The sequence below is a fragment of the Streptomyces sp. NPDC059695 genome, from assembly GCF_042733785.1.
Classification (GTDB): domain Bacteria; phylum Actinomycetota; class Actinomycetes; order Streptomycetales; family Streptomycetaceae; genus Streptomyces.
In genome coordinates this window covers 273,736-297,132 of sequence record NZ_JBHWFF010000002.1, presented here as the reverse complement: position 1 = coordinate 297,132, position 23,397 = coordinate 273,736, and the positions used below count along the sequence as shown (strand labels likewise).

The 23,397-nt window shown below is 74.0% G+C and carries 19 protein-coding genes; 5 read left to right on the top strand and 14 right to left on the bottom strand.

Annotated elements, in window-relative coordinates; genetic code table 11:
* The 12 genes from ACFV2S_RS03925 to ACFV2S_RS03870 form a co-directional block, all read right to left on the bottom strand.
* Nucleotides 1-243, bottom strand: a 243-nt coding sequence (locus ACFV2S_RS03925) for a zinc ribbon domain-containing protein (protein WP_385554372.1), incomplete at its 3' end; no start/stop codon positions are given.
* A gap of 2 nt (nucleotides 244-245) precedes the next feature.
* On the bottom strand, nucleotides 246-2,738 hold the full coding sequence (locus ACFV2S_RS03920) for a tetratricopeptide repeat protein (RefSeq protein WP_385553959.1): 2,493 nt from the start codon (nucleotides 2,736-2,738) through the stop codon (nucleotides 246-248).
* A gap of 59 nt (nucleotides 2,739-2,797) precedes the next feature.
* The gene (locus ACFV2S_RS03915; RefSeq protein ID WP_385553957.1) at nucleotides 2,798-4,093 is read right to left on the bottom strand and encodes a hypothetical protein; all 1,296 of its coding nucleotides are present in this window, start codon (nucleotides 4,091-4,093) and stop codon (nucleotides 2,798-2,800) included.
* Nucleotides 4,094-4,146: 53 nt separating this feature from the next.
* The gene (locus ACFV2S_RS03910; RefSeq protein WP_385553955.1) at nucleotides 4,147-5,178 is read right to left on the bottom strand and encodes a glutamate ABC transporter substrate-binding protein; all 1,032 of its coding nucleotides are present in this window, start codon (nucleotides 5,176-5,178) and stop codon (nucleotides 4,147-4,149) included.
* Nucleotides 5,179-5,189: 11 nt separating this feature from the next.
* On the bottom strand, nucleotides 5,190-6,617 hold the full coding sequence (locus ACFV2S_RS03905; RefSeq protein ID WP_385553953.1) for a hypothetical protein: 1,428 nt from the start codon (nucleotides 6,615-6,617) through the stop codon (nucleotides 5,190-5,192).
* A gap of 295 nt (nucleotides 6,618-6,912) precedes the next feature.
* Nucleotides 6,913-7,896, bottom strand: a complete 984-nt coding sequence (locus ACFV2S_RS03900; protein ID WP_385554370.1) for an N-acetylglucosamine kinase — start codon at nucleotides 7,894-7,896, stop codon at nucleotides 6,913-6,915.
* On the bottom strand, nucleotides 7,893-9,158 hold the full coding sequence (locus ACFV2S_RS03895; protein ID WP_385553951.1) for a 6-phospho-beta-glucosidase: 1,266 nt from the start codon (nucleotides 9,156-9,158) through the stop codon (nucleotides 7,893-7,895). Before ACFV2S_RS03895 ends, ACFV2S_RS03900 begins: the two co-directional genes overlap by 4 nt.
* Nucleotides 9,159-9,163: 5 nt before the next feature.
* Nucleotides 9,164-10,048 (bottom strand): carbohydrate ABC transporter permease, encoded by an 885-nt coding sequence (locus ACFV2S_RS03890; RefSeq protein ID WP_385553949.1) that lies wholly within the window; start codon nucleotides 10,046-10,048, stop codon nucleotides 9,164-9,166.
* Between the two features lie 3 nt (nucleotides 10,049-10,051).
* Nucleotides 10,052-11,050, bottom strand: a complete 999-nt coding sequence (locus tag ACFV2S_RS03885) for a carbohydrate ABC transporter permease (protein ID WP_383794641.1) — start codon at nucleotides 11,048-11,050, stop codon at nucleotides 10,052-10,054.
* A gap of 13 nt (nucleotides 11,051-11,063) precedes the next feature.
* Nucleotides 11,064-12,410: an ABC transporter substrate-binding protein gene (locus tag ACFV2S_RS03880; protein ID WP_385553947.1), complete on the bottom strand. Its 1,347-nt coding sequence runs from the start codon at nucleotides 12,408-12,410 to the stop codon at nucleotides 11,064-11,066.
* Nucleotides 12,411-12,462: 52 nt separating this feature from the next.
* Entirely contained in the window at nucleotides 12,463-13,677 is a 1,215-nt protein-coding gene (locus ACFV2S_RS03875; RefSeq protein WP_385553945.1) for an ROK family protein, read from the bottom strand.
* A gap of 192 nt (nucleotides 13,678-13,869) precedes the next feature.
* Nucleotides 13,870-14,949 carry a mechanosensitive ion channel family protein gene (locus tag ACFV2S_RS03870; protein ID WP_383794648.1) on the bottom strand — a complete coding sequence of 360 codons (1,080 nt, stop codon included), beginning with the start codon at nucleotides 14,947-14,949 and terminating at the stop codon, nucleotides 13,870-13,872.
* 239 nt (nucleotides 14,950-15,188) lie between these two features.
* Between ACFV2S_RS03870 and ACFV2S_RS03865 the strand changes: the two genes are divergently transcribed.
* Nucleotides 15,189-15,752, top strand: coding sequence for an HNH endonuclease (locus ACFV2S_RS03865; RefSeq protein WP_383794651.1), 564 nt, complete (start codon nucleotides 15,189-15,191; stop codon nucleotides 15,750-15,752).
* Between the two features lie 49 nt (nucleotides 15,753-15,801).
* On the opposite strand, the gene ACFV2S_RS03860 is transcribed toward ACFV2S_RS03865, so the two are convergent.
* Complete coding sequence (locus ACFV2S_RS03860; protein ID WP_385553943.1) at nucleotides 15,802-18,897, bottom strand: beta-N-acetylglucosaminidase domain-containing protein; 3,096 nt, start codon at nucleotides 18,895-18,897, stop codon at nucleotides 15,802-15,804.
* Nucleotides 18,898-19,132: 235 nt separating this feature from the next.
* On the opposite strand from ACFV2S_RS03860, the gene ACFV2S_RS03855 reads away from it, so the two are divergent.
* The 3 genes from ACFV2S_RS03855 to ACFV2S_RS03845 are packed head-to-tail and all read left to right on the top strand — an operon-like array spanning nucleotide 19,133 to nucleotide 21,682.
* Nucleotides 19,133-19,333: a hypothetical protein gene (locus ACFV2S_RS03855; protein WP_383794656.1), complete on the top strand. Its 201-nt coding sequence runs from the start codon at nucleotides 19,133-19,135 to the stop codon at nucleotides 19,331-19,333.
* A 1-nt stretch (nucleotide 19,334) separates the two neighbouring features.
* Nucleotides 19,335-21,434: a 4-alpha-glucanotransferase gene (malQ, locus tag ACFV2S_RS03850; RefSeq protein WP_385553942.1), complete on the top strand. Its 2,100-nt coding sequence runs from the start codon at nucleotides 19,335-19,337 to the stop codon at nucleotides 21,432-21,434.
* A gap of 20 nt (nucleotides 21,435-21,454) precedes the next feature.
* Nucleotides 21,455-21,682, top strand: coding sequence for a hypothetical protein (locus ACFV2S_RS03845; RefSeq protein WP_329855120.1), 228 nt, complete (start codon nucleotides 21,455-21,457; stop codon nucleotides 21,680-21,682).
* A 77-nt stretch (nucleotides 21,683-21,759) separates the two neighbouring features.
* Here the strand turns inward: ACFV2S_RS03845 and ACFV2S_RS03840 are convergent, their stop codons facing one another.
* The gene (locus tag ACFV2S_RS03840; RefSeq protein WP_385553941.1) at nucleotides 21,760-22,266 is read right to left on the bottom strand and encodes a MarR family winged helix-turn-helix transcriptional regulator; all 507 of its coding nucleotides are present in this window, start codon (nucleotides 22,264-22,266) and stop codon (nucleotides 21,760-21,762) included.
* Nucleotides 22,267-22,431: 165 nt separating this feature from the next.
* Here ACFV2S_RS03840 and ACFV2S_RS03835 point away from each other — a divergent pair, with 165 nt between their 5' ends.
* Complete coding sequence (locus ACFV2S_RS03835; RefSeq protein ID WP_385553940.1) at nucleotides 22,432-23,397, top strand: EamA family transporter; 966 nt, start codon at nucleotides 22,432-22,434, stop codon at nucleotides 23,395-23,397.

Here is a 23,397-nt window from a genome sequence, read left to right as displayed (position 1 = left end):
CGAGCGGGGCCCGGGTAGGCCGCCGGGGTGTGGGTGCGCCTTCCACCGCGACCGGGGTCCGCGGGGGGGGGCTTCGGGCCTGCCTCGGGGGGTGCCGATCGCCCCCGTGGGGCGATCGTCGGCGGCCGGTGCGGCCGACAGGTCGTAGCCGCACGCCCCGCAGAACCGGTCACCCGACTCCAGCGGCTCCGCGCAGCCCGGGCAGGCGGCGAGTCCGTGCGACGGCTTCGGCTTCTGGGACATCCTCACACCCACGTCCGGGGGCGGAAGCGGTTGGCCCGCTCCACCAGTTCGATCCTCTCCTCGCCCCGCTGGGCGAGCCGGGCCAGCACCCGGTACGAGCGTTCGAGGCCGAAGCGCAGTCCGCGCTCGTCCAGTTCACTGCCGAGCAGCAGCGCGCCGCCGCCCGGTGCCGCACCGGGACTACCGGAGAGTACCCAGTCGAGGGCCGTCCCGAGGACCTCCGTCGACAACCGCTCCCGGCGCACCGCGTCCAGACCGAATCCCTGGAGCGCGGAGACCTGCGCGGCGGCCGCCGTCAGATCGGCGCCGAGCGGCTCGTGCGCCGGGCGCCTGCGCAGCCGCGCCCGCACGGCCGCGACCCGCGCCGCCGTGTAGTGGATCGACGCCTCCGGTACGGACTCCAGGGCCTGGACGGCTCCGGTGCGGTCGCCCGCCGCGAGCCGCACCCGGGCGAGCCCGAAGGCCGCGCTGACGAAGCTCGGGTCCGTCGCCCACACCAGGCGGTAGTACTCGGCGGCGTTGTCCAGCTGGCCGAGGACCTCGGCGCAGATCCCGAGGGCCAGCTTCGGCGCCGGCTCGCCCGGGAAGGCGTCGTACACCGCGTCGAACGCCAGCGCCGCGTGCTCGTGGTCCCCGGTCACCAGGGAGGCGACGCCCCGGCACCAGACGACCCGCCAGTCGTCCGGGTCCCGCTCCTCGAGTCCGGCGAGGGTCCGCGCGGCGGAGGGCAGGTCGCGCAGCTCCAGCTGGGCCCGCAGGGTGCGCAGCCGCAGCTCGGCCGAGGGCGCGGGCGCGCCCTGGAGCGCCCCGAGGAGCTCGCCGGGGGCGGCGGCCGCGAGACCCGCGAGGAATCCGGCGTTGGGGTCGGTGGTGTCGACGCGCGGCACGGGCAGCGCGAGCGCGGTGGCGGGAGCGTCGACCGGCGCGAGCAGCCCGCCGAGCCCGGGGCCGGGGAGCGCGCCCGCCCCGGCGGGCCGGGCCTGCCCCGGCACCGCACCGGGCGGAAGCGCGGCCGGAGCCGTCCGGGACCGCCCGCGGCCCCGGCGGGCGCCGAGCAGCGACACGTCCTCCGTCAGCTCGGCGAACAGGGTGGTGTCCGTGACCCGCACCTCCGTGCCGAAGAGCGTCGACAGCGCGGGGCGCGGCCGGCCGGACTGGAGCGCCACGACCTCGCGCAGCACTCCCGTCAGCTGCTCCGCCATCTCCTGCGCGGAGGCGAACCTGCGGGCCGGGTCCGGGTCGGTCGCCCGGACCAGGAAGCGGTAGTACGACTCGTACGTCCGGAAGACCTCGATGTGCCCGGGGTCGGGCAGCGAGTCCACGAAGACGTTCGTGTAGCCCTGGAAGTCGAAGGTCATCACGGCGAGCGTGCGGGCCACCGTGTAGAGGTCGCTCGCCACCGACGGGCCGACCTCGGCCACCTCGGGCGCCTGGTAGCCGACCGTGCCGTAGATCGCGGACTCGTCGTCGTCCATCCGCCGGACCGCGCCCATGTCGATGAGCTTCAGCTGGTCCTCGGACTGGATGGCGTTGTCGACCTTGAAGTCGCAGTACAGCAGGTTCCTGCTGTGCAGGTGCCCGAGCGCCTCCAGGGCCTCGATGCCGTACGCGCAGGCCTGCTCCACCGGAAGCGGGTCGCGCCGGCCGTCGGGGGTGCGCCGGTCGTTGGCGATCTCCTTGAGGGACTTGCCGCCGACGTACTCCATGACGATGTAGCCGTCGAGGGAGCCGGTGCGCTGGTCGAGGTGCTCGACGAAGTTGTAGATGCGGACGATGTTGGAGTGCTCGATCTCGGCGAGGAAGCGGCGCTCGGAGATCGCGGCGGCCATGGCGTCCTGGTCGCCGGTGTCGAGCAGGCCCTTGAGGACCACCCACCGGTCGGAGACGGCGCGGTCCACGGCGAGGTAGATCCAGCCGAGCCCGCCGTGCGCGAGGCAGCCCGCGACCTCGTACTGCCCGTGCACGATGTCCCCGGCCCGGAGCTTGGGCACGAAGGAGTACGGGTGCCCGCACTTGGTGCAGAAGCCCTCCGTGCGTCCCGGCCGGTCACCCCGCGAACGGCCCACCGGAGCACCGCAGTCCGAACGGGAGCAGAAACGCTTCCGCTCGGGCACCTCCGCGTTCTCCATCACCGCGCCCCGCGGATCCGGGCGCGGCACCTCGGGGATCGTCACCAGTCCCGCGCCCAGGCGGTTCCGCGCGGACTGCCCGGTCGACGTGCCCGAGCTGCGCACCGACACCGAGCGGCCCGTGGAGGCGCCGGAGACCGAGCGCGAGAGCCGGCCGGACACCGAACGCCGTGAGGTCGACGAGCGGGACGAGGCGCGCGAGGAGGCACGGGAACCACTGCGCGACGAACCGGAGTCCGGCCCCCCGACACCGCCCGTGCCCCGGCCGGGCACGGCCATCCCGGTCGGGGTCGACCCGATCAGGCCCCCGGGCGCGACGACCGGCGCGAGCCCGCAGGTGTCGCAGTACAGCTCGCCGCCTCCCATGTCCTCGTACGAACCCTCGCACGAAGGACGCTGACAGCTCCCCACGCCCGTCTCCCCGCTCACCACTGCCGTCCTCCCGCGTCTCCCGCGCCCCGGGTGTCCCTCGGCCCGGACAGCACGTCCGCCGCCGCCTGCTGGTAGCGCAGCACCGCCTGCTCCGCGACCCGCAGGTCGCAGGGCGCGCTCCACAGCATCCGGCGCGCCGCGTCGTACCGCTCCACGAGCACCGGGTCCTCCGCCGCGCCGAGCCGCGCCACCTTCGCCTTGTACGCGTCGAGCCGGCCGCGCAGCTCGGCCCGGACGGCCAGCGGGGCGGTGACCGCCGTCAACGACTCGCGGGCCCGCAGCAGTTCGTCCTCCGCCTCCCGCTCCAGGGAGTCCAGGAGCGGGGAGAGCCGGTGCCACTGGGCGTGCCGGCGGTACTCGGCGGCGGCCGCGAGCCGCTCCTGCAGCACGATCGGCGGCCCGCTGACCGCCGGCACCTCGGAGGCGGCGATCTTCGCCAGGACCTCGACGCGCGCCGACCGCGCCTCGGCGAGCGTCCGGTCCGCCCGCGAGAGCACGTCCCGCAGCCGCAGCAGCCGGTCCTCGGAGTCCTGCCGGACCGCGAGGACCGCCTCGATCTCGCGCCGGATCTCCTCCAGGGCCAGGGCGGCCCGGTCGTACCGCTCGGTGTCGGGCCGTCCGCCGCCGGGCGCCGAACTCCCCGGCGCCGGGCGCCAGAACGCCAGCGGATCGGTCACGACCCGGGAGCGCAGCGCGGTCAGCTCGGCCGTGATCGTCTCCAGTTCGTCCCCCGCCGGGTGCTCCCCGGGCCGCACGCCGACCGAGTGCGCCAGCGAACGCGTCCGGCCCAGCTCGGCGGCGAGCAGGTCTATCCGCGCGGGCAGCGCCGACCAGACGGCGTCGGCGGTGACGACCAGGTCGAGCGAGGAGGCGTACAGCTCGTTCATCCGCCGGACGAGGCCCTCCAGGCTGAACCGCTCGGTGAGCAGGGCGCCCTCGGCGGCCCCGCCCGGGACGAGCACGGTGTCGCCGCGCAGCCGGTCGGTCAGCTCGACGAGCTCCTCCCGGCCGGGCCAGCGGCGCCGCGCCCGCACCTCACGGGCCTCCCGCAGGGCGCCGGTGTACACGTCGAAGCAGGTCCAGAGCAGGGTGATGGTGCGCTCGGCGGCCGCCCAGCGGTCCCGCGTCGTGCCGGTCAGCTCCGCCCCTTCGAGCAGCCTGCGGCCCGCGTGGTCCTGGAGCGCGAGGAGCGAGTCCTCGACCGCCTTGTGCTCGGCGCCGAGCCGCGCCAGCGCACGGTCCACCTCGTCCCGGTCCATCACCGGCCCGGGGGGTCCCGTGACGCCCATCGGTCAGTCCTTCCGCTTCGTGTTCGGGGGTGTTCCTTCGGGTCGCGTGCCGGCTACCTGTACAGCGGGTCGGGCGGACCCGTTATCCCCGGCAGGTCCTTCTCCAGCCACTCCCGGTACGCCTTCTGCCAGGGGCCCTGCCGGTAGCCCACCAGGACCTGGTTGACCCGGCGGACCAGGTCGTCGTTGCCGAGCCTCGCCGCGACCCCGTAGTACTCCTCGGTGAACGGCTTCCCCTTGAGCTCGACCGCCGGATCCTGCGCGGCCTGGCCGGCCGCCAGGGCGTTGTCGGTGACGACGGCGTCGACCTCGCCCATCTGGAGCCGGGCCAGGCAGTCCAGCTGGTTGGGGACGGTCAGCAGGTCCTTGTCATCCTTGGTGCCGTCGCCCTCGTCCTTGAAGACCGCGCCGAAGGACTTCTCCTCCAGGGCGTCGTAGGCCGTGGAGCCCTCGGCGGTGCACACCCGCTTGCCGCTCAGCGAGGAGTCGTAGCCGGTGATGCTCCGGTCGAGCCTGGGCGCCAGGACCTGCTGTCCGGCCCGGAAGTAGGCGGTGGAGAAGGCGACCTGCTCGATCCGCTTGCAGTTGATCGTCATGGTGCGCACGACGAGGTCGACCTTGCCGCTGTCCAGGGCGGCGATCCGCTGGTTGGTGGGGATCGTCCGGAAGATGATCGCCTCCGGGTCGCCGAGGACGTCCTTGGCGATCGCCCGGGCCAGGTCGATGTCGAAGCCCTCCAGGACGCCCTTCTCCGGATTCCGGTAGCCCCAGCGGTAGCTGGACTGGTCGACGCCGACGATCAGCTTCCCGCGCTCCTTGATCGCCCGGATCGCCGGGCCGTCCGCCGACGAGGGCGGGAGCGAGGCCTCGGGGTGCTCGCAGGTGTCGGCCTTGACCTGGACACCGGTCCCCACGCCGGGGCCGCTCGTCCGCGGCGCGGCCGCCGCGGTGCCGCCGTCCTGTGCCAGCGGCAGCAGGGTGAGCGAGGCGGTGAGCCCGCAGGCCAGGGCCATCGCGGCGACCCCGCCCCAGCCCCGGAGCCGCCCGCCCGCCCGCCGCACCAGCGGGTCCGTGCCGTTCGGCATCCCGCCCCCTCTCACCGGTACTCCGACAGTCTGCGGTTGATGCCGAGCACGGCGCCCGCCGCACCCAGGATCCCGAGGGCCGCCGCGCCCAGCGGCAGCGCGGTCAGCGCGTCCCTGGCGTCCCCGGCGGAGCGGGTGAACTCGATCTGCTCGTGCGCGAGGGCCTTCTCCAGGGCCGCGTCGACCTCGTCGAAGGAACGGCCCGTGGAGTCCCCGGCTCCGACGATCCGGCCGAGGGCGCCCTCGTAGTCGCCGGCCTCGTCCTTGGCGCGGGCGTCCTTGTGGCGCTCCCGCCACGCGGCGGCGTGCTCGGAGGACTCGTCGACCGGGCCGCGACCGGCGTCGTCGTCGGCGAGCTCGCGGGCCCGGGCGAGCGCCGTCGTCAGGGAGCCCATGCTCGCGGTGTAGTCCGCCTCGTACTTGTCGGTCTTGCCGTCCTCGGCGAGGACGGCGCCCCGGGCGACCAGGGTGAGGTTCTCGTTTGCGCGGGCGGTGAGGGAGCTGATCCGGGCCGTGTTGAGGACCTGGAGGGACTCCTGCCCGTGCGCCCGCGCGCTGTCGAGACCGCTCCGCGTCATGGTGTGTGCGGCGGCGAGCCAGAGCAGGACGACCACGGTGGCTGCGGTGGCGGCGAGCAGCCCGTGGTTGAAGACCCGGTGGGTGCGGGCGTAGGTGCGGCGCTGGGCCCAGAGCAGGACGCCGAGGGCGAGCAGCCCGAGCGCGAGCGACAGGTAGGGCCGGGTGCGGGCCGAGTCGTCGTCCCGGTCCAGCCGCGCGGTCTCCGCCGCGTACAGCCGCTCGGCGGCCGGGAGCATCGAGGTGGACATCTGCTGGTTGGCGTACCGCAGATAGGCGCCGCCGAGCGGCAGGCCCTGCCGGTTGGCGGCGCGGGCGCGCTCGATCAGGCCCGTGTAGCGCGGGAGCTGTTCGTTGAGGGTGGCGATCTCGCGGGCCGATGCCGACGAACCGTCCGTGTTCGCCGCGGCCTTGACGAGGAGCCGGGAGGCGGTGGTGATGTCCCGGGTGTACCGCGCCCGGGACTCCGCGGGCTCCAGGGTGCCGGCGAGGAATCCCGCGGCGGCGGTGGCGTCGGCGTCGGCGAGCGAGCGGTAGACGGCGGCGGCGTCGGCGCTCAGGGGCTGGCTGCGGCTGACCACGTCGTCGGCGGCGGTGGCCCGGTCGGTGACCTCCAGGGCGGTGACCGCCCCGAACGCGACGACGAGCAGCGCCAGTACGGCCCCGAGGATCTGGAGCCGGCCGGGCTCGGTGGTCGCGGCCTCCCGCAGCCGCTCCCGGCCCACCGCCCAGGCGCCTCGGCCGGCGGGCGGCGCGGCGGCGGGCGCGGCCGACGGCTGCGCGGGCACCGTGCCGGGGCGCGCGGGCGCCGGAGCCGTGCCCGGCGCCGTCGAGGCGGCGGACGCGTTCGGCGGGTGTGTCACTTGACCTCCCCCTCGGTCGCTGACGTCGGCCCGTCCGGCCGGGGGCCGGTGGGACCGGTCCGGTGGAGGAGCACCCGGCCAGCAGTATGGCCTCAGGGGGCCGTCCGCACACCGGGATTGACTGGATCTTGTGCCTATCGTGCCCCATGCCCCCCGTGTCCCAGGAGGCGAACCCCCTCACCTTGAATACGCCTTCCGGCCGGAATCGGTTCCCTTCCGGCCATCGCTCGAACAGGTGAACATGCGTGCGGGGTGCCCCGTCGCCCCGACGGGACACCCCGCACCGGTCCCGCGCTCAGGCCCCGTACCGCTCCCGCAGCCGGGCCTTCGCCTCCGGGCCCGCGTCCGCCTCGTCCAGGGCGAGCAGCCCCGCCCCGAGGACCGGCGGCGCGGTCACGAAACCGATCACTGCCTCCGGCGCCCGCGCCGCCAGGAGTTCGCGGATCCGCTCCTCCAGCTGCGGGTGGCGGGCGGCGAGCACGCTGCCGCCCAGCATCACCGGGGCCTCCTCCCGGTGCAGCCCCAGCCGGCGGAGCGCGACCGCCGCCATGGCGACCACCTCCTCGGCGAGCCGGTGCACCAGCGACAGCGCGATCGGGTCGCCCCCGGCCGCGACCGCGAAGAGCACCGGCGTCAGTTCGTGCCGCCGCTCCACCGCGATCCCGCCCAGGTGCAGCGCCTCGATCAGCGCGTACATCGACCCCAGGCCGAAGTGCGCGGGCAGCGCGTCGGCGAGGGCCGTGGGCAGGCCCCGGCCGTCCTCGGCCCGCGCGGCGAACCACAGGGCCTCGTCGGCGAGTCCGCCGCCGCCGCCCCAGTCCCCGGAGATCTTCCCGATCGCGGGGAAGCGCGCGGTCCGCCCGTCCGGCGTCATCCCGACGCAGTTGATCCCGGCCCCGCACACCACGGCGACGCCCCGCGGCTCGTCGAGACCGGCCCGGAGTATCGCGAAGGTGTCGTTGTGCACCCGCACGGACCGGCTCCAGCCCCGGCCGAGCAGCTCCTCCTGGAGCGCGGCCTCCTCCACGGGCAGGTCGGCGTTGGCGAGACAGGCCGCGACATGGGTGAACGCGGGGGAGAGCCCGGCGCCGCCGGCCTCCTCCCACGCCCGGCCCACGATCTCCGCGAGCCCGTCGACCGCCGTCTCCACCCCCACCACCGGCGGTTGGAACCCTCCGCCGCGCGCCGACCCCAGGACGGTGCCGTCCCGGCCGATCACCGCGACGTCGGTCTTGCTGTTCCCCGCGTCGACCGCGAGGAGCGTGCCGTTCAGGTTCACACCCACGCGAGGTGCTCCCGGTTGTGTGCGATCAGCCGGTCGGTGAGCCCGTCGGCGTAGGCGTACTGACCGACCAGCGGGTGGGCGAGCAGCGCCTTGAACACCCGGTCGCGGCCGCCGCGCAGCGCCGCCTCCAGGGCCAGGTCCTCGTAGGCCGTGACGTTCGCGATCAGGCCGGCGTACAGCGGGTCCACCGGCGCGACCGGCAGCGGCGTGGCGCCCCCGGCGCCGACCGCGGCCTGCGTCTCGATGACGGCGTCGTCCGGCAGGAACGGCAGCGTGCCGTTGTTGTACGTGTTCACCACCTGGTACGGCGATCCTCCGCCGCCCAGCAGCGAGGCCGCCAGGTCGACGGCCGCCTCCGAGTAGAAGGCGCCGCCCCGCTTGGCGAGCAGCGCCGGCTTCTCGTCCAGCGCCGGGTCCCCGTACATCTCCAGGAGTTCGCGCTCCATCGCCGCGACCTCGGCCGCGCGCGAGGGCTTCGTGCCGAGCTCCCGCACCACCTCGTCGTGCGCGTAGAAGTACCGCAGGTAGTACGAGGGGACGACGCCGAGCCGGTCGAGGACCGGGCGCGGCAGGCGGAGGTCGTCGGCGACGGCGTCGCCGTGCTCGGCGAGCAGCCGGGGCAGCACGTTCTCGCCCTCGGGGCCCCCGAGCCGTACGGCCCGCTCCCAGGTCAGGTGGTTGAGCCCGACGTGGTCGAGGTGGACGTCGGAAGGGGCGACACCGAGGAGCTTCGCGAACTTCCGCTGGAAGCCGATGGCCACGTTGCACAGGCCGACGGCCTTGTGGCCGGCCTGGAGCAGCGCGCGCGTGACGATGCCGACGGGGTTGGTGAAGTCGATGATCCAGGCGTCCGGGTTGGTGCGCCGGACCCGCTCGGCGATGTCCAGGACGACCGGGACCGTGCGCAGCGCCTTGGCGAGGCCGCCGGCGCCGGTGGTCTCCTGGCCGACGCAGCCGCACTCCAGCGGCCAGGTCTCGTCCTGCTCGCGGGCGGCCTGCCCGCCGACCCGCAGCTGGAGCAGGACGGCGTCGGCGCCCTCGACGCCGGCGTCGAGGTCGGTGGTGGTGACGATCTTCCCGTCGTGGTCCTGCCGGGCGAAGATCCGCCGGGCCAGTCCGCCGACGAGCTCCAGGCGCTCGGCGGCCGGGTCCACGAGGACGAGTTCGGTGATGGGCAGGGTGTCGCGCAGGCGCGCGAATCCGTCGATCAGTTCGGGGGTGTAGGTGGATCCGCCCCCCACGACAGCGAGTTTCATCTCTCTCAGCCCTTCACTCCGGTCAGGGTGACTCCCTCGACGAACGCCTTCTGCGCGAAGAAGAACACGAGGATCACGGGGGCCATGACCAGGACGGTCGCGGCCATGGTCAGGTTCCAGTCGGTGTGGTGCGCGCCCTTGAAGGACTCCAGGCCGTAACTGAGCGTCCAGGCACCGGGGTTCTCGGAGGCGTAGATCTGTGGTCCGAAGTAGTCGTTCCAGCAGTAGAAGAACTGGAAGAGGGCGACGGCGGCGATGCCGGGCTTCGCCATCGGGAGCACGATCCGGATCAGGGTGCGGAACTCGCCGCAGCCGTCGATCCGGGCGGCCTCGACGTACTCGTCGGGGATCGTCAGGAGGAACTGGCGCAGCAGGAAGATGGCGAAGGCGTCGCCGAAGGCCATCGGGATGATCAGCGGCCACAGGGTGCCGGAGAGGTCCATCTGCTTCGCCCAGAACAGGTACATGGGGATGATCACGACCTGCGGCGGCAGCATCATCATCGCGATGACGAGCAGCAGCGACAGGTGCCGGCCCCGGAAGCGGAACTTCGCGAGGGCGTACGCCACGGGGACCGAGGACACCACGACGAGCGCGGTGCCCAGTCCGGCGTACAGCAGGGAGTTCTTCCACCAGGTGAGGAAGCCGTCCGTCCGGAAGACCCGGACGTAGTTGTCCCAGTGCCAGGAGTTCGGTGTCAGGTCCCGGGTGAGCGCCTGCTGGTCGCTCATCAGGGAGGTCAGGAGGACGAAGACGAACGGGAGCACGAAGAACAGGGCGGCGGCGATGCCGAGCGAGTGCACGGCGATCCAGTGCAGCAGCGCCTTGCGGCGGGCCCGCTTCGCGGCGGGGCTCGCCCCGGCCCGCAGGGGGGCGGTCGTGGTCGTCATGGTTCAGTCACCCGAGCCGATCAGGCCGCCGCGCCTGCGCATGAGCAGGGCGGTGCAGGCCATGGAGAGTGCGAAGAGCACCAGTGCCACGACGCAGGCGGCGCCGTAGTTGAACTGGCTGAAGCCGAGGCTGTAGACGAGCTGCGGCAGCGTGAGCGTGGAGTCGTCCGGGTAGCCGGGGACGAAGGTGACGCCGGAGCCGCCCATCACGCCCGAGGCGACCTTGGAGGCCACGATCGGCTGGGTGTAGTACTGCATCGCGCCGATGATCCCGGTGACGACCGCGAAGAGCACGATCGGCGAGATGTTCGGCAGCGTGATGTAGCGGAAGCGCTGCCAGGGGGACGCGCCGTCCAGCTCGGCCGCCTCGTACTGCTCCTTCGGCACGTCGAGCAGGGCGGCCATGAAGATGACCATGAGGTCGCCGACGCCCCACACGGCGAGGACCGTCAGGGCCGGCTTGGCCCAGTCCGCGTCGTTGAACCAGGAGGGGGCGGGGATGCCGACCGCCTCCAGGAGCGAGTTGACCGGTCCGGTGCCGGGGTTGAGCAGGAAGACGAAGGCGAGCGTGGCGGCCACCGGCGGGGCCAGGTAGGGCAGGTAGAAGAGGGTGCGGAAGATGCCGGCGCCCGTCTTGATCTTGGTGATCAGGAGGCCGATGCCGAGACCGAAGAGCACCCGGCAGGAGACCATCACGACGGCCAGCCAGAGGGTGTTCTGCAGGGCCGGCCAGAACTGGGGGAAGTCCGAGAAGACGTACGACCAGTTGTCCAGGCCCCGCCAGGCCGGCGGGTTGAGGCCGTCGTACCGCATGAACGAGAAGTACAGCGTGGAGCCGAGCGGATAGGCGAAGAAGAAGCCGAATCCGATCAGCCAGGGCGACATGAACAGCGCGGTGCGCAGCGCGTCGCGGCGCCGCTTCGACCGCAGGGTGTTCCGCGCCTCGGGGGAGGCGGCGGCCGGGGCGGCCGCCTCCTTCGCGTGCAGGGTGTCCGTACTCATGGGCGGGTGACCGTCACTTCGCCGCGGCGATGTCGCGGTCGATCTGGGCGGCGGTGTCCGCGAGGCCCTGCTTCAGGTCCGTGACCTGGCCCTTCTCGTACTGCCCGGCGAACTTCTGCAGGGTCTCCTGGTAGGCGGAGCCGTTGACCGCGCCGTCGGAGGTGGTGGACGCGGGGTGCCGGGCGATGTCCAGGAAGGTCTTGAAGCGCGCGTCGAACTTCAGGTCCGGGGACTTGAGCGCGTCCAGGGTGGAGGGGACGTTGCCGATGCCGTTGGCGAAGTTCACCACGGCCCCGGTGTCCGTGGTCATGTACTTGACCAGCTCCCAGGCCGCGTTCTGCTTCCTGCTCTGCGGGGCGATGCCCATGATCGTGCCGGAGAGGTAGCCCTTGCCGTACTCGGCGATGTCGTCGTCGGCGACGGGCAGCGGCGCGACGCCGACCTCGAAGCCCACCTTGGCGTTCTTGATGAAGTTCAGCCGCCACTCGCCGTCCAGCTGCATGGCGACCTGGCCCGTCTGGAACGGGTGCTGGGCGCCCCACTCGTCGCCGAAGGCGGCGCGGTACCGGTCGAGCTTCTCGAATCCGCCCAGGGCGTCGACCAGGGACTTCTGGTAGGTGATCGCCTCGGCGAACGCCGGGTCCTTCCCGACGGTCGACTTCCCGTCCGCGTCGAAGTACCCGCCGTGCTTCCACTGCGACATGTAGTGGGAGAGGACGGTCTCGTAGCCGAGGTAGGTCGGCATGAAGCCGAGCCTCTCGTACGAGTCTCCCTTGGCCCTGGTCAGCTTCTTGGCGACCTCGGTGAACTGCGACCAGGTCTTCGGCGGGGCCTCCGGGTCGAGGCCGGCCGCCTTGAACTGGTCCTTGTTGTAGTAGAGGCCGTACGCGTCGGAGAGCAGCGGCAGGGAGCAGCGCTTCCCCTCGAACTGCGTGTACGACTGGAGGACCTTCGGGAAGATCTTGTCGAGGTCCAGCTTGTCCTTCTCGATGAACGGCTTGAGGTCGGCGAGCGAGCCCGAGGCGCAGAACTTGCCGACGTTGGCCGTCGTGAAGGATGCGACGACGTCCGGGCCGTTCGACCCGCCCGCGCGCAGCGCCTGGCCCAGCTTGTCGTCGTTGATGCCGCCGACGAGCTTCACCTTGATGTTCGGGTGGGCCTTCTCGAAGCGGGCGACGTTGTCCTCGATCGCCTTGACCTCGGCAGGGGCGGCCCAGCCGTGCCAGAAGGTGATGGTCGTCGCGGCCTTGGGGTCGTCGGTGGCCGCGTTGTTCGCGGAACCGGTACAGGCGGTGGCGAAGAGGGCTATCGAGGCGGTGGCGGCGAGCGCTGCGGCCGTGCCGCGCGGACGTACGGGCATGACGGTGTCTCCCTGGTGGGGGTGTCGGGCTTCGGCGAGGGGTGGGGAGGGGTCAGCGTGAGGTGTCGAAGACCTCGTCGCGCGTGGTGGAGAGGGCGCTTTCGAGCGCCCCGCGCAGGACGGGGCTGCGGCGGACGGTGGAGAGGACGAGGCGCGGCCGGGAGGGGGCGAGGTCGGCGAGTTCGGCCTGCACGCGCGCGCGGAGGGGCTCGCCGCCGGTGACGAGGGCGTCCCCGGACAGCACGATCAGTTCGGGGTCGAGGACCGCCACCAGCGAGGCGAGTCCGGTGGCGAGGCGCTCGGCGTACCGGTCGAGCAGCTCGGCGTACCGGGGGTCCTCGCCGTGCGAATCGGCGGCGTGCGAGAGCAGCCCCGTCACCACCGGTACGAACGGATGGTCGGGCGTCTCGATCCCGGCGGCGCGGGCGAGCCGGGGCACGGACTGGATGCCCGCGAGCTCCTGGAAGCCGCCGGAGTTGGCCTTGGTGACCTGCCGGACCAGCGGGGTGCCGGGCACGGGCAGGAAGCCGAGCTCGCCGGCGCCCCCGGTGAAGCCGCGGTGCAGCCGCCCGCCGAGGACGAGGGCGGCGCCGAGGCCCCCCTCGTTCCACAGCAGGGCGAAGTCCTCGTGGCCCCGGGCGGCGCCCAGGCGCTGCTCGGCGACGGCGACGAGGTTGACGTCGTTCTCGTACTCGAACGGCATGGGAAGGGTGGCGGCCAGCTCCTCCAGGAGGGTGGGGGAGTGCCAGCCGGGCAGGTGGGAGGCGTACCGCAGGCGCCCGGTGGCCGGGTCGAAGGCGCCGGGGGTGCCGATGACCAGGCGCCGCACGTCCTCACGGGTGATCCCGGCGGCCTTGACGGCCCCGTCGAGGGCTTCGGTGACCTGGCGGACGACGCCGGACGCGGAGCGGCCGGGGGTGCGGAGCTCGAACTCGCCGGTGATCTCGCCCGTGATGTCGGCGACGGCGGCGTGGATGCGGTGCTGGTCGACGTCGAGTCCGGCGGCGTACGCGGCCCGGGCGTTCACCGCGTACAGCTGGGCGTTGGGTCCCGGCCGGCCCTCGGTGGTGCCGGTGGCGACGACGAGCCCGGCCGCTTCGAGGCGGGCGAGCAGCTGGGAGGCGGTCGGCTTGGACAGGCCGGTGAGCTTGCCGATCCGGGTCCGCGAGAGGGGGCCGTGCTCCAGGAGCAGGTCCAGGGCCGCGCGGTCGTTCATGGCCCGCAGGACGCGCGGTGTACCGGGGATCCCCTGGGTCGTACCGGCCATGGAACTGGCACCTGCCCTCGTACGGTGGCCGCAGTGCCGTGATCAGCACTGTTAGGAAAGTTTCCTATTGGGTTGGGAGGAAGGTAAGGCGGCCGTCACGGGGGCGTCAATACCCGGGAACGCGACACGCCCCCGAAGGCAACCAAAGCGTTACCCGCGGGGGGGGGTGGAGAGGGGAGGGGCTCCCCGGGACTACTTCGAGAGGTCCGGCCTCGGCAGCGGGGTCGCCGCCGCCGACTGCGGCGAGGTCGCCGAGGCGAACGCCGACGGGGCCGCCATGCCCGCCGTCGGGTCGGCGGGGGACTCCTCGGCCTGCGGCGGAAGCCCGCCCACGATCCGGATCCCGGCCTCGTCCAGACCCCGCTTGATGCGCCAGCGCAGCTCCCGCTCCACACCCAGCTTCTTGCCCGGCATCGTCTTCACCGAGACCCGGACCGTCATCGAGTCCAGCAGCACCTCGCTCAGGCCGAGCACCTCCACCGGACCCCAGAGGCGCTCGTTCCAGGGCTCCTCCTTCGCCATGGCGTCGCCCGCCTCCGCGATCACGGCCCGCACCTTGTCCAGGTCCTCCGTCGGCCGGACGGTGACGTCCACACCGGCCGTCGCCCAGCCCTGGCTGAGGTTCCCTATCCGCTTGATCTCGCCGTTGCGGACGTACCAGATCTCGCCGTCCACCCCGCGCAGCTTGGTCACCCGCAGGCCCACCTCGACGACCTCGCCGGAGGCCACGCCCGCGTCGACCGAGTCACCGACGCCGTACTGGTCCTCCAGGATCATGAAGACGCCCGACAGGAAGTCCGTGACCAGGTTCCGCGCGCCGAAACCGATCGCCACACCGGCCACACCGGCCGAGGCGAGCAGCGGCGCCAGGTCGATCTTGAAGGCGCCGAGGATCATCAGCCCGGCCGTGCCCAGGATCAGGAAGGACGCCACCGAGCGGAGCACCGACCCGATCGCCTCCGAGCGCTGCCGCCGCCGCTCGGTGTTCACCAGGAGACCGCCGAGCGCCGTCCCCTCCACCGCCTGCGCCGAGCGGTTCATCCGCTCGATCAGCTTCGTCAGGGCCCGCCGCACGGCCATCCGGAGCAGCAGCGCCACGACCAGGATCAGCAGGATGCGCAGCCCGGTGTTCAGCCAGGTGGACCAGTTCTCCTCCACCCAGGACGCCGCGTTCGTGGCCTTCTCCGCGGCCTCGTCCAGGGTCACCGGCATCGGATCGGGTTCGGTGGCAGCCGCAAGGGCGGACCAGGACACGGGACAACCTCCAGGCATCGCGTACGCAGGCCATCCACACTAACGGGGCGTCGGGCGTGGTCCCGTAGCCGTGTTCGAGGGAGAGACGGACCTCACCTGGGCACATACCGGGGAGAGATGCCGATGTGGTCGAGAACACCCCCGGGGCCGTCACCCCGATTCCGGTACGTGGTGGCGCCGCGACCAGGCATGAGGAGAGACTGAGAGCAGTTCGTCCCGGCGCGAGCCACGCGCCGCCGGCGTCATAGGAGGCATCCGTGCCGCATGTCCTGGTCCTCAACGCGTCGTACGAGCCGCTCGGCGTCGTACCGCTCCGCCGCGCACTCGTCCTCGTACTGGAGAACAAGGCTCTCTGTCTCGAGGAGTCCGGCGCCTTCCTGCACAGCGAGACCCAAGTCCTCCCCGCTCCCAGTGTGGTGCGACTGAAGCGCTTCGTGCGGGTCCCCTACCGGGGGCCCGTTCCCTTGACCCGCCGGGCGCTCTTCGCGCGCGACGGCGGGCGCTGCGCGTACTGCGGGGCCGTCGCGACCAGCGTCGACCACGTCGTCCCGCGCAGCCGCGGGGGCACGCACGCCTGGGAGAACGTGGTGGCGGCCTGCCGCCGCTGCAACCACGTCAAGGCCGACCGGCACCTGCGCGAGCTGGGCTGGCGGCTGCGGCACCAACCCGCCCCGCCGACCGGCCTGGCCTGGCGGATCATCGGGACCGGACACCGGGACCCCCGCTGGCTGCCGTACCTGGAGCCGTACGGCGCCGAGGACGTCATGGCCCGGATCGACTCCGTCGCAGACACCCCCGTGAGGGCGCTGACGACGGGTTGAGCCGGGCCTTTCGCGTACGCGGAGGCCTCCGGCCGGAGCGGCGTGCCCCTCAGGGGGCGGGCCGCTCCTCCGGTGTGCCCTCCGGCTCCTCCCCGGGAGGGGCCGCCTTCCCGGCAGGGGCCACCGCATAGGTCTCCACCGACCAGAGCGAGTAGCCGAAGCGGGTCGCCCGCGTCTCCCCCTGGACCCGCAGGAAGCGGGTGTCCGCCGCGTCCATCCGCACCGACTCCCGGCCGCCCCGTCCGTCCGCGACGGTCGCCGCCGTCCGCCAGACCCGCCCGTCCGCGGAGACCTGCACCCGGTAGCGGGAGGCGTAGGCGTCCTGCCAGTGCAGCACGACCCGCCCTATCCGGGCCGGCTCGGGCAGCTCCAGCTGCCACCAGGCCCCGTCCTCCGCGGGCGAGGACCAGCGGGTCGCCGGGTCGCCGTCCACCGCCGAGGCGGCCGGGAAGTCCGGCGTCTCGTCGCCCGAGGAGGAGGCCGTCGCCGACCGTGCCAGGTCCGGGCCCGCCGTCCGGGGGAAGGCCCGCACCGTCAGGACCCGCTCCTCGCCCGCGAAGGACACCGGCACCCGGTACGACCCGGCGGGCACGTCCGCCGCCACCGACACCTCCAGCGGGACGCTCGTCCGCGCGCCGCGCTCCACCACGACCTGCTCGGGCAGCCGCACCACGATCCCCCGAGGGGCCCGCGCGGTCAGCGCCCCGCGCACCTCGCCCGCGCGCCGGCCGGTCAGCTCCGCGTCCACCCGCTGCGCCGGGCCGCCGATCTCCGCGTCCGTCTCCGTCCTGGCCAGCTCGAGTCCGGCGCGCGGCCCGTCCGCGAACCACGGCACGAGCGAGCGCACCCCGGGCGCCGGGCCGTCCCCGCTCCACACCACCCGCAGCGCCTCCGCCCGAAGCCCCTTCAGGTCGGTCTGCGTCCACCCGGACGCCGAGAGCGGGCCGAGCGGCCGCCAGCCCTCGCCGGGGACGTACGCCTCCACGCGCGCGTCCCCCGCCCCGGCGGCCCCGCCGCCCGGCTCGGTCATGACGGTCAGCGCCTCCACGGACCGGGCCCGGTCGAGCCGCACGGTGTACGAGCCGGGGGCGCGGTCGGCGGGCGCCGCGGGGGTCCGGTCGGCGCCGGTCCAGGCCGCCGCCTCCTTCACCGCGCGCGTGAGGAACGGATCGAGGACACCGGAGCCGACCGTGACCCGGCTCGCCCCCAGGGCCTTCCGCCGCTCCTCCAGGTCCAGCTGCGCCCGCCAGGCCGCCGCGCCGTCGCCGCGGGCCTGCGCGAGGAGCATGTCGACGGCCGCCTCGCCGGCCCGGCCGTACCGGGAGAGCTGCTCCAGCCAGGGGCCCGTCTCGTCGTCGAGGGTGCCGTCGGCCGTGGCCGTGAGCCGCTCGGGGGCCCGGCGCATCACGGTGAACGCGGCCCGCAGCTCGCGCGCCGCCTTCTCCCGCGCGGCAGCCGTGCCGCTGCTCGTGCGGGACGCCCAGAACGCCGCCAGGAGCGGCTTCAGATAGGCCGATTCGCCGGCCGGGTCGAGGATCGACGAGGAGCCGTTCCCGGCCAGCGCGCGCAGCGCCTCGCGGGCGGCGGGGTCCGGGCCCGCGAGGTCGTCCACGGCCGCCTGCCAGGACTCGTGGGGCCGGTAGCCCCTCGGGTTCCAGGCGTAGTCGGCGGCCGTGAAGAGCGGGACCCGGGAGGCCGCGGGCTGCTCCATGGCGTGGGCGAGGTAGGCGGCGGAACCGGCGGCCACGGCCGGCTCCCGGCCGGTCGCGGGGCCGAGGAACAGCCGGTCCTGCGCGTAGTCGTTGACCGGGTAGTTGTCCATGGTGACCAGCGGGTGGCCGCCCAGGGCCTCGCGCGTTCCCGCCAGTTCGCCGCCGGTGATCGTGCGCGGCACGACCCCGACGCCCGTCCAGGCCACCCGCACGTCCGTGTCGAGGGCCTCGGCGAGCTTCGTGCGGTACGCGCTCGTGCCGTCCTGGTAGTACTCCGTCGGCATCACCGTCGGCGGTTCGGCGTCCGGGTGGTGCTCGGCGAGGTGCCGGGCGACGGCGTTCGCCACGCGCGCGTGGGCGGTGGCCGCGGCCTCCGGTCCGCGTCCGAAGGTGTCGGCGTCCCGGTCGCAGTGCCACTCGTCGTACGAGGAGTCCTGGAACTGCAGCTGGAAGGAGCGCACCCCGAGCTCCCACATCGCGTCCAGCTTCCCGGTCAGTGCCGCCACGTCGCGGGCCGAGGACAGGCACATGGACTGGGCGGGCGCCACGGCCCAGCCGAGCGTCACGTGGCGGGCGCGGGCGCGCTCGGCGAGCGCGCGGAACTCCTCGCGCTGCGCGGCCGGGTAGGGGTCGCGCCACTGCGCCTGGCGGTACGGGTCGTCGCCGGGCGCGTAGAGGTAGCGGTTCTGCTTGGTCCGGCCCAGGAAGTCGATCTGGGCGAGCCGCTGTCCGGCCGTCCAGGGCGTGCCGTAGAAGCCCTCGGTGATCCCGCGCTCCGCCGTGCCCGGCCAGTCGCGGACGACGACCCCGGGGACCTCCCGGCCGGTCCCGAGGAGCTGGCGCAGCGTCTGGACGGCGTGGAACAGGCCGTCCTCGCCGACCCCGTCCAGGACGACGGTGTCCCGCCCCCGGAAGCGGCCCGTCGCGAGCCGGTAGCCGCCGCGCGGCAGATCGAGGCGCTCGGGCACGCGCAGGGCGGCCAGCGCCTCCTCGGCACCGGAGCCCTCGCCGTCGCCCCCGCCGGTGGGCCCCGCGGCCCGCAGGACCGGGCCCCGGCCCGGCAGACCGGTGTGGACGGTCCTCACCCCGGCGGCGCGCAGCAGCTCGCGCAGCTCGGCGAGGGCGTACGGATCGGCGTCGGCGTCCGCGAGGAGCGTCACCTCGTCCCCGAGGCGCACGGAGGAGCCGGACGCGGTCAGGGACTGCGGCCGGGGCCAGACGGCGGGTCCGCGCGCGGCGGCGGTGTCCGTCCGGGGCCCGGGCGTCGGCGGGGACGCGGGGGCCGCCGGTGCGGTCGGGGCAGTGGGGGCCGCCGGTGCCGCGGGAGCCGTCGGGACGGCCTGCGCCGAGCCCGGGACCGCGCCGCCGAGCAGGCCGCCGATGACGGCGGCGGCCACGGCCGTCGCGGTGCGCTTCCTGCGCCCGAGGTGCACGGGGTCTCCCTTCGGCCGGGGCCGGCGGCTCTGCCGGTCGGTCACGATCGGGTCACGAGCCCACCACCCGTCGCACGGAGGTGTCAATGCGCGTGGCCGTTGTGTCGGCTTTGCCCGGCGAGCCGTCGGCGAGGTGACGTCACTTGGCCGTGTTCCGCCGGTAAAACCGAGAGCGGTGGGTAGGGCTCTGTCATTGCCCAGGTCCCACCTGTCGAGACGAAACCGGGAGACCCCCGTGACCACGACCGCCCCTCACCTCGGACGGATACGCCTTCCCGAGCAGTCGGCGCCGGCCGGTGAACCGCTGACCAGCGAGCCGCCGCTGCCCGACGCGTCCCCCCTCACCAGCGAGCCGCCCCTGGCCGTGGCGGCGCCCCTGACCAGCGAACCCACCGCCCCCGGAAGCGCGGGCGGCCCGGAGTCCCCCGGAGTGTGAAGTGACCCTGGCCCGCCTCGCCGCCCGTCACGGCGTCGCCCTCGCCCACAGCCCCTCGGAAGGCGTCACGGTGCCCGTGCCGGACGCCACCGTGGTGGCCGTCCTCGCCGCCCTGGGCGTCGACGCGGCCACCCCGGAGGCGGTCGCCGCGGCACTCGACGCGGCCGAACGGGCCGACCGCGAGCGCCTGCTGCCCCCGACCCTGGTCCACCACCTCGGCGACGGACCGGTCCGCCCGCCGGAGGACCTGCCGCCCGGCACCCGCCTCCGGGTCACCACCGAGGACGGCGCCGTCGTCACCGGCCCGGACTGGTCGGCGCTGCCGCTCGGCGTCCACACCGTGGAGGCCGGGGCCCCCGACGGGCGCGCGGCCACCGGCACCCTGATCGTGAGCCCCGCGCGCGTGCCCGGCCCCGGGCGGCGCGCGTACGGGCTGCTCGTCCAGCTGTACTCGCTGCTGTCCACCCGCTCCTGGGGCATGGGCGACCTCGGCGACCTGCGGGAGCTCGCCACCTGGGCGGGCCGCACGCACGGCGCCGGGTTCGTCCAGGTCAATCCGCTCCACGCGGGCGTGCCCGGCGCGCCGAGCGACCCGTCCCCCTACCGCCCGTCCTCGCGCCGCTTCCCGGACCCCGTCCACCTGCGGATCGAGGAGATCCCCGAGTACGCCCTGGTGGGGCCCGAGCGCCGGGAGGAACTCGACCGGATCCTCGCCGACGCCGCCGAGCTGCGCGAACGGGTCCTCGGCAAGGGCGCCCTGATCGACCGGGACGCGGTGTGGGAGGTCAAGCGGCGGGCCCTGGAACTGGTGCTCGGCTCCGTCGAGCCCGGACCCGGCCGCCGCGCCGACTTCCACGACTTCCTCGCCGAGCGGGGCCGCGCCCTGGAGGACCACGCCACCTACCAGGCCCTCGCCGAGCGCCACGGGCCCCGCTGGCGGAGCTGGCCGGAGGAGCTGCGCACCCCGAGCGCCGCGGAGACCGCCGTGCGCGACGATCCCGCCCTGGCCGCCCGGGTCGACTTCCACTGCCGGCTGGCCTGGCTGACGGACCGGCAGCTCGCCGCCGCCGCCGAGGCCGCCCGCGAGGCCGGCATGGCGGTCGGGATCGTCCACGACCTGGCCGTCGGCGTCCACCCCGAGGGCTCCGACGCCTGGGCCGGGCAGGAGGCCTTCGCGGCCGGCATGTCGGTCGGCGCCCCGCCCGACGCCTTCAACTCCCGGGGCCAGGACTGGGGGCTGCCGCCCTGGCGGCCCGACGCCCTGGCCGCCGCCGGCTACGCCCCGTACCGGGGACTCCTGCGCGAACTCCTGCGGCACGCGGGCGCGCTGCGCATCGACCACGTGATGGGCCTGTTCCGCCTGTGGTGGGTGCCGGAGGGCCGCGAGCCCACCGAGGGGACCTACGTCCGGTACGACGCCGAGGCGATGCTCGCGGTCCTCGTCCTGGAGGCCCACCGCGCCGGCGCGCTCGTCATCGGCGAGGACCTCGGCACGGTCGAGCCGGGCGTGCGGGAGGAGCTCGCCCGGCGCGGGGTGTTCGGGACCTCCGTGCTCTGGTTCGAGCGCGACTGGGCGGGCACCGGCCGGCCGCTGCCCGCGGGGGAGTGGCGCCCGGAGTGCGTGGCCACGGCCACCACCCACGACCTGCCCTCCACGGCGGCCCGCCTCTCCGGCGAGCACGTCGCCCTGCGGCACCGGCTCGGGCTGCTCGCCGGAGACCTGGAGCGGGAGCGCGCGGCGGACGCGGCGGAGACCGCCGAGTGGCTGGGGCTGTTCGAGCGGGAGGGGCTGCTCCCGGAGGGGCCGGGGGACGAGGAGGCGGAGATCAGGGCCGTCCACCGCTTCCTGCTCGAGACCCCGGCCCGGATGGTGGGCGTGTGGCTGCCGGACGCGGTCGGGGACCGGCGGCCGCAGAACCTGCCGGGCACCTGGGACGAGTACCCCAACTGGCGGCTGCCGCTCGCGGGTCCGGACGGCCAGCCGGTGACCCTGGAGCAGCTCGCCGCCTCGCCCCGGGCGCACGCCCTGCTGCGTGGGCTGCGGGACCGCACGACGGCGCGGAACCCCCGTACGGCACCCCCGGGCGCGCGGCCCGATTAGGTGTTCGCTACGTTTGCTCCGTGGACAAGAAGAACGCTCTGCGCGCCGGCTCGATCGCGGCCGGTACGACGCTGATGATGCTGCTCATGTCGTCCCCCGCGCTCGCGCTCACCCGCGACGACGGTGACGACCCGGCCCCCAAGCTGAGTGTCGTCGAGACCCTCGGCCTGTTCGTGGCGCTGCCGCTGGTGCTGTTCGCGGTGATCGCCGGTCTGGTGATGGTGCTCGACAAGTCCAAGAAGGCGTAACCGCCTCACAGGTCTCCGCCGAGGGCGCCGCACGGTACGAGGTACCGCGCGGCGCCCTCGCATGCGTCGGGACCGTTTCAGACGGTGGTCGCGAGCAGCTTGCGCAGCAGCCCGGAGAGCTGGTCCGCCTCCTCCGGGGTGAGCGCGGACTCCAGGGCGGCCCGCTGCTCCCCGAGACCGGCCCCGACGGCCTGGTCCACCAGTTCCCTGCCGCGCTCGCTGAGCGTGACGCGCAGTCCGCGCCGGTCGTTCGGGTCGGGGCTGCGGGTGAGCAGCCCGGCCTTCTCCAGCTTGTCCAGCCGGCCGGTCATGCCGCCGGTGGTGATCATCAGCGTGGCGGTCAGCTCGCGCGGCGAGAGCGTGTACGGCTCTCCTGACCTGCGCAGCGTCGCCAGCACGTCGAACTCCCCGAGCGCCATGCCGAAGGGCGCGTACGCCTTGTCCACCTTGCCGCGCATGGCGTTGGCCAGGCGGTAGATCCGTCCGAAGACCGCCATGGGGACGGTGTCCAGGTCGGGGCGGACGGCCGCCCACTGCTCGGTGATGGCGTCGACGGCGTCATGGCCGGGGGTCTGCGTGTCCATGTCCTCAGTGTTCCCTTCTCCGCTCCTCGATCGCAAGAAAGTCAGTTACGAGGAAGTCACTTACAAGAAAGCCTCTTGCGCAAAAGTAGCTTAGTGGTAAGTTAATCACCACGAAGCCAGTCCGGCGCCCGCCGGTCCGGCCTACCGCAGCAGGGGGAAACCGTCATGTCCCGCAAGGCCGCACTCGTCGCACTGACCGCGATCGCCCCGATCTCCTGGGGCTCCACCTACTACGTCACCACCGAGTTCCTGCCGGCCGACCGGCCGCTCTTCACCGGTCTGATGCGCGCCCTGCCCGCCGGCCTCGCGCTCCTCGCCCTCACCCGCAAGCTCCCGCAGGGCGCCTGGTGGTGGAAGTCCGCGGTCCTCGGGGCGCTCAACATCGGCGCGTTCTTCCCGCTGCTCTTCCTCGCCGCCTACCGGCTGCCCGGCGGTGTCGCCGCGGTCGTCGGCTCCGTCGGCCCGCTCTTCGTCGTCGGCCTCGCCGCCCTCTTCCTCGGCGAGAAGCCCACGGTGAAGAGCCTGCTCACCGCCGTCACCGCCGCCTTCGGAGTCAGCCTCGTCGTCCTCAAGGCAGGGGCCGCCTTCGACACGATCGGCGTGGTCGCCGGACTGCTCTCCGCCCTCTCGATGTCCGCCGGCATCGTCTTCACCAAGCGCTGGGGCCGCCCCGAGGGCGTCGGCGCCCTCGCGCTCACCGGCTGGCAGCTCACCGCGGGCGGCCTGATCATCCTGCCCCTGGCCTTCCTGATGGAGGGCGCCCCGCCGGCCCTGACCGGCACCAACCTGGCCGGCTACGCCTACCTCGCCTTCGGCAACACCGCGATCTCGTACTTCCTCTGGTTCCGCGGCATCGAGCGCATGAGCGCCTCCTCGGCCACCCTCCTCGGCCCGCTCTCCCCGATCACCGCGGCCGTCATCGGCTGGGTGGCGCTCGGTCAGGCCCTCGGCGCGGTGCAGGTCCTGGGCATGCTGATCGCCTTCGGCGCCACCCTGGCGGGCCAGCTGAGCCCCCGTTCCGCCAAGGCCCCCGAGGCAGCCGAGGCGGCCGGGACCGAATCGTTCAGTGCAGCTGAAGAGAACGGTCAGGAAGTTTCGATGGACCTGGAGGTTTCGGAGGTGCGACGGTGA

What these genes read in the sequence shown, in the direction of transcription:
- ACFV2S_RS03890 (WP_385553949.1), bottom strand. Translation starts at nt 10,048, where the DNA reads ATGACGACCACGACCGCCCCCCTGCGGGCCGGGGCGAGCCCCGCCGCG.
- ACFV2S_RS03840 (WP_385553941.1), bottom strand. Translation starts at nt 22,266, where the DNA reads ATGGACACGCAGACCCCCGGCCATGACGCCGTCGACGCCATCACCGAG.
- ACFV2S_RS03885 (WP_383794641.1), bottom strand. Translation starts at nt 11,050, where the DNA reads ATGAGTACGGACACCCTGCACGCGAAGGAGGCGGCCGCCCCGGCCGCC.
- ACFV2S_RS03910 (WP_385553955.1), bottom strand. Translation starts at nt 5,178, where the DNA reads ATGCCGAACGGCACGGACCCGCTGGTGCGGCGGGCGGGCGGGCGGCTC.
- ACFV2S_RS03920 (WP_385553959.1), bottom strand. Translation starts at nt 2,738, where the DNA reads ATGGGAGGCGGCGAGCTGTACTGCGACACCTGCGGGCTCGCGCCGGTC.
- ACFV2S_RS03915 (WP_385553957.1), bottom strand. Translation starts at nt 4,093, where the DNA reads ATGGGCGTCACGGGACCCCCCGGGCCGGTGATGGACCGGGACGAGGTG.
- ACFV2S_RS03835 (WP_385553940.1), top strand. Translation starts at nt 22,432, where the DNA reads ATGTCCCGCAAGGCCGCACTCGTCGCACTGACCGCGATCGCCCCGATC.
- ACFV2S_RS03880 (WP_385553947.1), bottom strand. Translation starts at nt 12,410, where the DNA reads ATGCCCGTACGTCCGCGCGGCACGGCCGCAGCGCTCGCCGCCACCGCC.
- ACFV2S_RS03870 (WP_383794648.1), bottom strand. Translation starts at nt 14,949, where the DNA reads ATGCCTGGAGGTTGTCCCGTGTCCTGGTCCGCCCTTGCGGCTGCCACC.
- ACFV2S_RS03875 (WP_385553945.1), bottom strand. Translation starts at nt 13,677, where the DNA reads ATGGCCGGTACGACCCAGGGGATCCCCGGTACACCGCGCGTCCTGCGG.
- ACFV2S_RS03895 (WP_385553951.1), bottom strand. Translation starts at nt 9,158, where the DNA reads ATGAAACTCGCTGTCGTGGGGGGCGGATCCACCTACACCCCCGAACTG.